An 860-nucleotide genomic window follows, 5' to 3' on the forward strand; every position below is an offset into this window, starting at 1 on the left:
GGCGTGGGCCGGGCCGACAACTCTGTCGTCAGTTCTCGGGTGACTGCCGGGCGGCAGTCGTCGAGCCCGGCCGTATCCCGCGCAAAAGCGATCTTGAGGTCTTCCGTGGGTACCGTCCCGAAGCCGCCGCCGAGGACCTCGACGACCTTGTCGTGAAACCGTGATCGCCGATGGGTCACTGTCTCCAGGACCGGGAACATGACGAGCAGGTCTCGCAGGTGATGTTGTGGGAGATCGTCCCAGGGAAGATGTTCTCCGACCACCTCAAGGTCTGGCCAGAGCTGGGCCGCGACGTCCTGGGCCCAGGCGACGTACCGGCTGCCGGCCGCTCGGTGCCGAGGACCAGTCAGAGCCCACAGCACCATCGACAGCTCTCCGAACGCCCGCACCTGCCCGAAGGATTTCAGACCCGACCGCAGATCGGGCCTGAAATCCGCCGAGTGCGCCTCGATCCACCCGCGGAGTCGATCTCCGGAGCCTGGATCCACGCCGCCGCCGTCGCTATCGCGCCGCCGACTTCTTCCTCTCGGAACGGAGTTTTCCGTGGAGCGCCTCGGGCGGCTGCTGGTACATCTGATAGCCGCAGGGCCCAGAGTTCAGCGCGATGGTGAAGTTTTCCGTGGTGACGGGGCAGTAGATTGTCGTGCCGTTGTCCACGGCCTCGCACTCGCACTCGTCGATCTGCTGGTCGAGTGAGCCCTCGGTGGCGTAGATCCCGGGGTTCGGTCCGTCGAGTACGTGCGCCACGCAGAACCAGTAGTCCAGGCCGGTGTAGAGAAATCCGGTGTTGAAGCCAATCTGCAGGGGCCCCGCGTTGCCTCCGGGTTGCAGGATGGGCCCCGTCCAGACCTGGGGGCCAT

General features: G+C 65.8%; 2 protein-coding genes. Both read right to left on the reverse strand.

What is annotated here, in order from left to right; all coding sequences use genetic code 11:
• Positions 1 to 389: hypothetical protein (locus G6R25_RS24270; protein ID WP_163554684.1), on the reverse strand; the 389-nt coding region annotated here is incomplete at its 3' end.
• Positions 390 to 501: 112 nt separating this feature from the next.
• Positions 502 to 860 (reverse strand): hypothetical protein (locus G6R25_RS24275; protein WP_163554685.1); only part of this gene is annotated, 359 nt, incomplete at its 5' end.

It is taken from the genome of Candidatus Frankia alpina, from assembly GCF_902806485.1.
GTDB lineage: Bacteria > Actinomycetota > Actinomycetes > Frankiales > Frankiaceae > Frankia > Frankia alpina.